General features: G+C 37.7%; 6 protein-coding genes. All 6 read left to right on the forward strand.

The features are described 5' to 3' along the window. A partial coding sequence (locus tag P0N36_RS13785; protein ID WP_275843438.1) for a GH1 family beta-glucosidase occupies positions 1-1,374 on the forward strand: 1,374 nt, incomplete at its 5' end. 193 nt (positions 1,375-1,567) lie between these two features. Then, positions 1,568-3,931 (forward strand): ATP-dependent DNA helicase, encoded by a 2,364-nt coding sequence (locus tag P0N36_RS13790; protein ID WP_275843439.1) that lies wholly within the window; start codon positions 1,568-1,570, stop codon positions 3,929-3,931. A gap of 365 nt (positions 3,932-4,296) precedes the next feature. Further along, positions 4,297-5,187, forward strand: a complete 891-nt coding sequence (locus tag P0N36_RS13795; protein ID WP_275843440.1) for a Cof-type HAD-IIB family hydrolase — start codon at positions 4,297-4,299, stop codon at positions 5,185-5,187. Positions 5,188-5,307: 120 nt separating this feature from the next. Next, on the forward strand, positions 5,308-6,765 hold the full coding sequence (locus P0N36_RS13800) for an NAD(P)/FAD-dependent oxidoreductase (protein WP_275843441.1): 1,458 nt from the start codon (positions 5,308-5,310) through the stop codon (positions 6,763-6,765). 17 nt (positions 6,766-6,782) lie between these two features. Continuing rightward, entirely contained in the window at positions 6,783-7,814 is a 1,032-nt protein-coding gene (gene mutY / locus P0N36_RS13805) for an A/G-specific adenine glycosylase (protein ID WP_275843442.1), read from the forward strand. 86 nt (positions 7,815-7,900) lie between these two features. After that, positions 7,901-8,584, forward strand: coding sequence for a response regulator transcription factor (locus P0N36_RS13810; protein WP_275843443.1), 684 nt, complete (start codon positions 7,901-7,903; stop codon positions 8,582-8,584). The last annotated feature ends 129 nt before the right edge of the window (positions 8,585-8,713 follow it).

Consider the following 8,713-nt stretch of genomic DNA (forward strand, 5'->3'; position numbering starts at 1 on the left):
GACATTATGTTTAATCAATCATTTATATGGGGTGCAGCAACGGCATCCTATCAAATAGAAGGCGGCGCTTACGATGACGGTAAAGGTCTTTCCGTTTGGGATATGTTTACCAAAGTTGAAGGCAAAGTGTACAATATGGATCATGGTGATGTGGCTTGTGATTCATACCATAAACTAGAAGAAGATGTCGCAATACTTAAAGAGCTGGGTGTAAAAGCCTATCGATTCTCCATTTCATGGCCAAGGGTTTTGCCAAATGGTATCGGAGAAGTGAATGAAAAAGGCCTTGACTATTACAGCCGCTTTGTAGATGCTTTGCTTGAAGCAGGCATTGAACCCTATGTTACCTTATTCCATTGGGACTATCCTTATGAGCTGTATAAAAAAGGTCAATGGCTTAATGAGGCTTCCTCCGATTGGTTTGCCGAGTATACGAAAGTAATGGTGGATTGCTTAGGCAACAGGGTCAAAAACTGGATGACCCTAAACGAACCACAATGCTTTATTGGACTTGGTTATTTTTCAGGTGTTCATGCACCGGGCCATCACTACAGTGTCTTTGATATTATTCGTATGTCACACAATACTCTACTGGCCCATGGTAAATCTCTGAAAATTATAAAAGATGCTCTACCGGAGGCCTCTGTTGGTTTTGCTTTTGTCGCAAATGCAGTTGTTCCAAAATCATTGGAACAAGCGGATGTGGACGCTGCAAGAGACTTTATGTTTAATCGATACGAGAAAACAGAAAATAAAGATAATTATGACTTTACGTTTGACAACGATTATTGGTATGATCCGATTATGCTCGGCAAATATCCGGATTGGGTAACTAAGATGTACCGGGATTACTTACCGGAAGAAAAACAGCTAAAAGCAGATCTTGAACTTATTTCACAAAAGGTAGATTTTATAGGGCTCAATTTATATCAGGGGCCAGTGGTAGAAGCGGATGGACCTTATGTGAAAGTCAGTAAGCAGAAGCCGGGACAACCTTTTACAGCCTTAAACTGGCTCGTATCAGAAGGTATTATGTATTGGGGTACGAAGTTCATGTATGAACGATACCAGACACCTATTTTTATTACAGAAAACGGATTATCCAATAAGGATTGGGTATCCCTAGATGGTAAAGTACATGATGAAAGTAGGATTGACTTCTTAGATCGATACTTAGGTCAATTAGATAAAGCCTATCAAGAAGGCAATGATATTCGCGGTTATTTCCAATGGTCCCTACTGGATAATTTTGAATGGGCAGAAGGTTATAAAGAGCGATTCGGTCTTGTACATGTTGATTTTATAACCGGTAAACGGACACCTAAAGAATCCTATTATTGGTACAAGAATCTGATTACGAACAAAAGTAAATAAAGAAAGAAATAATTTAAAATTTTATGGCAATCAGGAGATGATACTCTTGATTGCCATTAATACTTTCCAGGGGAACATATATTTGGTATAATAATTATATGGTATGTAAATTTACTGAAACTTAGTTTTGACCTTTTAACCATTATAGGGTTAAAGGCTAATAAAAAAACAAATGATTGATGGTGAAGTATATATGGCTCAGTATAAGATTCAGGTTTCAGTAAGAAATATAATTGATTATATCTTAAGAGGCGGCAGCATTGAGTCCGTTGCACTCTCTAGTACCAGAGCTGTAGATGGCACGAGAGCCCATCAGAAGTTTCAGAAGGCTCAAAAAGAGGATTATCAAGTTGAAGTTAAGCTGGTTCATACATGTCAAGTGGATCAAATTGATTTTACAATAACCGGGCGTATGGATGGCCTTTTTGAAGATGAGGGTATAGTGGTTATTGATGAAATCAAATCCACAGGTATGCCCCTTCGCTTAATCAAAGGGAATAATATCATGCACTGGGCACAAGTCAAAATGTATGGTTACATCTATGCCCACCAAAATCATCTTATGGGTGTTACTTGTAGACTGACTTATATTGAGTTAGAAGACTATAATGTACAGCATTTTACTTCTTATGAAACCATAGAAGACCTTACCGATTTTTACTATGAGATACTGGGCCGTTATGCCAAATGGGCACTTAGCTTGGAGCGGTTTAAGGAAAGATGCTTAGAAAGTATTAAAACATTGACCTATCCTTTTACTACCTATCGTAAGGGTCAAAAGCAGCTTATGCATGGGGTTTATCAGACCATAGTAGAAGGTCAGAAGCTTTTTGCAAGGGCACCTACAGGCATCGGTAAAACCATTGCAACCTTGTACCCGGCAATTAAAGCACTGGGCGAGAAGAAAACTGAAAAGATATTCTATCTGACGGCAAAAACAATTGGAAAAGAAGTGGCCAATCAAACATTGAGTCTATTAGAAGAAGAAGGCATGGTATTAAAAAGGGTCACCATAACAGCGAAAGAGAAAATATGCCTAAATGAGGTGACCAAATGTAATAAAGAGGATTGTCCTTATGCCTTAGGGCACTATGACCGGGTGAATATGGCTATTGATGCGGCTTTTGAAGCGACGGATTGTTATACTCGTGAGGTCATAGAAAGCTTTGCTAGGCTCCATCAGGTTTGCCCATACGAACTATCTTTGGATCTCGCCTTATTCTGTGAAGTGATTGTTTGTGATTACAATTATGTCTTTGATCCCAGTGCCAAGTTACAAAGATTTTTTGTGGATGGTTCCGGTGGTTACACCTTATTGATTGATGAAGCCCATAATCTTGTAGACAGAGGTAGGTCCATGTACTCTGCTGTTTTAGAAAAAGATCACATTCTAGATTTAAGACGTAAGGTTAAGGATCTTGATGCCAGACTTTATAAATACATGACAAGGTTAAACCAGAAGATGTTACATTACAAAAAAGCCTGTGAAGATTATGAGCACTTAAGATTTGAGACAAAAGATATGCCTTATGATATTGAAGATGATCTTAGAGCCATCATCTATAGAACAGAAAAAATCTTCAAGGAACACCAGAATTGGCAATATATGGATATGCTTTTGGATTTCTTCTTTACAGCTTATGATTATGTTAAAAAAACAGAATTATACAGTGAGAAATATGTCACCAGTTATGAAAAGAAAGGTAATAATCTAAGAATACACATGTATTGTATAGATCCTAGTGATAACATAAGATTGGCCACCAATGATATGAAAGGTGTTGTTTTTTTCTCTGCAACATTGTTACCAATGGCCTATTATATGGATTTACTAGGTGGTAATAAAGAGAATTATGGCATGATGTTATCATCACCCTTTGACAACGAAAAATTGAGTCTGGTTATTGACCGATCTATATCGACCAAGTACCATAACCGTGAAAGTTCTATTGGGCCCATTGGGGAACATATTATAACCATTGCCAGAGAAAAAAAAGGAAACTATTTGGTATTTTTCCCATCTTACAAGTATATGGAGGATGTGTTAAATGATTTGGTCTTTACGATGAAAATAGAAGAAGAGTTTGACTTGCTCTATCAAGAAAGAGGTCTTACAGAGGCGGCAAAGGAAGCGTTTATTCAGTCTTTTGAAAAGCCCAGAGAACGTTCTTTAATAGCCTTTTCCGTTTTAGGTGGTATGTTCTCAGAAGGTATTGATTTGGTAGGAAATCGACTTATTGGTGTTATAATTGTCGGTGTGGGTTTGCCAATGATCTGTTATGAAAATGATTTGATTAGAGCACATTTTGGTCAAAAAGGTTTTGATTACGCCTATGTCTATCCAGGTATGAATAAGGTGCTTCAGGCAGCCGGTAGGGTTATAAGGACGGTGCATGACAAGGGCGTGGTGATTTTATTGGATGAACGTTTTGCAAGTCACCAATATAAAGAACTATTTCCACTGGAATGGTCGCATTATAAGACGGTAGTCAAAAAAGAGGATTTGTATGCGGTGTTAGATGGATTTTGGAACGACGAGAATATGAACAAATCGTAACCATGTCAAAAAGTAGGTTGCTTTGTATACATTATACATATATTATTTCATTTTTTTTAAAATGATGCATATTACCATCGTCAAAACTTACAATTAAATCAAAAAAACTTTTTTTTCTTTGGGCAGACTTAATTTGAATCAGATGCTATAATAATGCTTGTAAAACCCCCGCCATACATTTATATATAGTTTTACTACACCCCATAAGAAATAATATAAATACCTTCTCCCAAAAAGGACAGCGCTCGGATTGCTGTCCTTTTTATGTTACATAAATCCCTTTACCAATTATTCTAGTAAAATTGGTTTTTCCCCATTATAATTGTTATGTGTAGAGGGTCAAAATAAGAAAGGTTGTGACAATCATGTACAAAATGCTTGTACTGGATATGGATGGTACCTTGCTTAATGAAAGGCAAGAGATATCAAAAGAGAATGTTGAGGCGATCAAAGATCTTATAGATCGTGGCATTAAAGTTGTTCTGGCCTCCGGAAGAGCTTATCAAGGTATGTCTAGATATCTTGAAATACTGGGTATGAACCTAGAAGGTTTTTATTCCATCACATGTAGCGGATCCTTAACCGTTGAGAATAAAAGCGATAGCATCCTTCATGAAGTTCCAATTGAACACGAAGATCTTTTAGCCTTACTTGATTTGTGCGAGACCTTTGATCTTGATATGAGTGCCTATACCAAGGACAATATCTTGGTTCATCAAGACAATCTATATAGTCGCTATGATGCGATTGCCAATGATATGGAGCTGAAGGAAATTAACTTTCACGAAATGGATAAGGCCATTGAAGTTTTTAAGGTTAGTCTTATTAATGAGAATCCGGTAATGAAGGAAGAGATGATTCGATACTTTCCGACCATACAACTTTCTTCTGTGGCTATGCGTGATAAAACAGCTTACAATCCTGAGATCCTTATGGAAACTTGGCGATTCCCTAAGCATATATTGGAGAACTATACCATTGTACAGCCTTTGCCATTTAGCCTGGAAATCTTACACAAAAGTTGTAACAAAGCTGTTGGTGTTCAACAAGTTGCTCAGGTGTATGGTATTAAGAGAGAAGAAATCGTTTGTGTAGGTGACTCGGGCAATGATTTACATATGATTGAATATGCAGGTCTTGGTGTAGCAATGGGCAATGCCATCGATCAGATAAAAGCCGTTGCGGACATTGTGACATTAACAAACGAAGAAAATGGTGTGGCTGAAGTTATAAAAGAATTCTTCAAAGAATCATAAAAATTCAACTATATTGTTTTGACGCTTTAACCATACTTAGATAGAAACCTGACTTCCAAAATAAGGGAGCATATGATATTATTAAATGAAAAGGGTTCGCAGTTTGAAGGAGGTAATATTATGTATGATTATATAATTATTGGTGCCGGGGTAATCGGCTCAACTATTGCAAGAGAGCTTTCAAAATATGATGTTAAGGTTTTACTTTTAGAGAAAGAAAATGATGTAACATGTGGTGCCTCAAAAGCAAATAGCGGCATTGTACATGGCGGTTTTGATGATAAGCCTGGAACTGTTAAAGCAAAAATGTGTCGTAAAGGTAATCGTATGTTTGAACAATTGGAGTCTGAACTTCATTTTGGTCTTGAGATGTGTGGCAGTTTGGTCATGGCTTTTGAAGAAGAAGAATTTGAGACACTTAATGAGTTGCTGGAACGTGGAATTACAAATGGCATTCATGACATGGTTATATTGGACCACGACCAAGTTATGGAAATGGAGCCTCATGTGAACCCGGAAGTGAAAGGGGCACTTTACTGTCCATCCTCCGGTATTACATCGCCTTTTGAATTGACCATAGCATTGGCTGAAAATGCAGTGGCAAATGGTGTGGATATCAAACTGAATGCTGAAGTGGTGAGCATTGAAGCTGGTGATATCTTTAAAGTTTCGACGATAGACGCAATGTATGAAGCCAAGGTGGTTATAAATGCAGCGGGCGCGTATAGTAATATGGTTGCCGGGTTTGTAGGTGCGGACAATTTTAAGATTATTCCAAGACGTGGTGAATATATATTACTAAACAAGAATCAAGGCTATCTAGCCAATACAGTATTATTCCAATGTCCAACCAAGGCAGGTAAAGGTATATTGGTGACAAGGACATACCATGGTAATCTTATGCTTGGGCCAAACGCTCAAGAAGTGAGTGAAGCTTCGGATGTTGGTACAACCCTTGAGGCATTAACTTATATTGTAGAACAGGCAAGAAAAAGTGTGGCAGATTTTGACCTTAAGAAAACGCTAACATCCTTTTCCGGTATTAGAGCAACAAGTGATCGACATGATTTTATTATTGAGGAAAGTACGGTTAAGAATTTTATCAATGTTGCTGGTATTGAATCTCCAGGACTAACATCATCACCTGCAATTGGTCTTGAAGTGATTGAAATCATAAAATCCATGGGATATACACTAGAGCCTAATCCCAATTTTAATCCCAATAGAAAACCAACGCTTATTCCAAAAAGTGAAGATTTTGATGGTTCAACAGATGCAAAAGACCCTAAAAAGCATATAATCTGCAGGTGCGAGAACGTAACAGAAGCGGAAATTGTGGATGCTATCCACCGTGGTATTCCTGTGAATTCTATTGATAGTATGAAGCGAAGAGTCAGAGCTGGTATGGGCTTATGTCAAGGTGCATATTGTGGCGAAAGGGTTGCAGCAATTATTGCCAGAGAATTGAACATACCTGTAGAAGAAGTACCAAAACGTGGAGGCGGTTCATCCACATTGCCACATAGAGAAAGCCGTTGGTTTTATAAAGAAATAAAGAAGAACGAGACAGATATGTAACAACAAAAGGCGGTCATATGAAGACATTACAGGCATCACTACTAAAATGGTATAAGCAAAATCACCGGAAATTACCATGGCGTGCGACAAGAGACCCATATAAGATTTGGCTTTCTGAGATTATGTGTCAGCAAACTCAAGTGGCAACAGTCACCTCTTATTATAATCGCTTTCTTGAAAGCTATCCGGATATAATCAGTCTTTCTATGGCAACGGAAGATGAGGTCTACAAGTTATGGGAAGGTCTTGGTTATTACTCTAGAGCCAAACGATTGATGCAATGTGCTCGTGTCGTTACACAAAATTACAGTGGTATTTTTCCAAGAACACATGAAGAAATAATAGACTTACCCGGGATCGGTCCCTATACAGCTGGTGCGATTGCAAGTATTGCCTATGATATTAAGATGCCAGCCGTAGATGGAAATGTATTGCGTGTTTATTCAAGGCTATACGGTATTGAAGAAGATGTGGGTAAAGCGGATACAAAAAAGAAAATCGAAGCGATGGTTTCGGCCGACTTGCCGGAAGATGTCAGAGATTACAATCAGGCCCTAATGGAACTTGGGGCCTTGATTTGTGTGCCGAAAAACCCTAGATGTAAGGGCTGTCCGGTTCACGATTTTTGTACGGCTAAAGAAAGAAACATTCAAAACAATTTGCCGATTAAAACACCAAAAGCTAAAAAACAAATAAAAAAAATGAGGGTAGCCTACGTAGAATTTGAAGATCAAGTGTTACTAGAAAAGAGAGGAACAGAAGGCTTGTTGGCGAATCTTTGGGGTTTTCCGATTATAGAGGTTAGCGAAGAGGATCCGCCTAAAGCGATGATAGACTATCTTGAAGACAACTATGGTCTTTATGTTATAGAAGAAGCAATCATGGCAACAAAAAAACATGTTTTTACCCATTTGATATGGGATATGACTTTGGTTAGGTATAAGTCCAGCGCCTTAAATTATATCGAAGATCCTGAGGTGGTTTGGATTCAGCCTGAAGCTATCAAAAACTATCCACTGCCTACAGCCTTTCTAAAACTGTTAAAATAATACACCAATCGGTATCAAATAATTGTAAAATAATTTAATATACGATATAATATTCTATAAGATATGAATCACTTGGGGGTGAGGATATGAATGGTAGAGTACTGATCGTAGATGATGAAACGGTGCTACGTGAAGTCATGGCAAAAGCCTTTAGAACCGATGGCTATAAGGTTTTTGAAGCGGCTGATGGTAAAGAAGCCATAGAAGTATTTGAAGAAAATGATATTGAAATCATTATACTGGATGTCATGATGCCGAAGATGGATGGATGGTCTGTTTGTCGAAGAATTAGGGCTCAGTCTAATGTGGGCATTATCATGTTAACAGCTAGAGATGATGATTCAGATCAACTGCTTGGTTTTGAACTGGGCGTTGATGAATATGTAACAAAGCCTGTAAATCTTCAAGTGCTATTAGCAAGAGTTAAGCGGATGTTGAATCGCTTAGATGAAGGTCATGGCGGTATGAAGCACATTATTTCAAAGATGGGTATTGAGATAAATAGAGATGCTTATACAGTGAAAATAAATGGAAAAGAAATTGAACTTGCGCCTAAAGAGTATGAGCTTTTAGTATATCTGATGGAAAACGATGGCATGGTTTTGTCAAGAGAGCAGATTTTGAATACCATTTGGGGATATGATTATTTTGGTGATTTTCGGGTTGTGGATACCCATATTAAGAAAATAAGAAAAAAATTGGAAGACAAAGCCTATGGGATACATACAGTTGTTCGTGTGGGCTATAAGTTTGATTCCAAAAGTGGTTAAAGGTTCAAGACTAAGTTTCACTATATAGTTTTGAAAGATTAACCATTAGTAAGCCATAAAAAGGCATATATAGCAAAGGGTCGTGGTAGCCGACTGTGCTATATATGCTTTTTTGACATAAATAATTAA

This window comes from Petrocella sp. FN5, from assembly GCF_029210395.1.
Taxonomy (GTDB): Bacteria; Bacillota; Clostridia; order Lachnospirales; family Vallitaleaceae; genus Petrocella.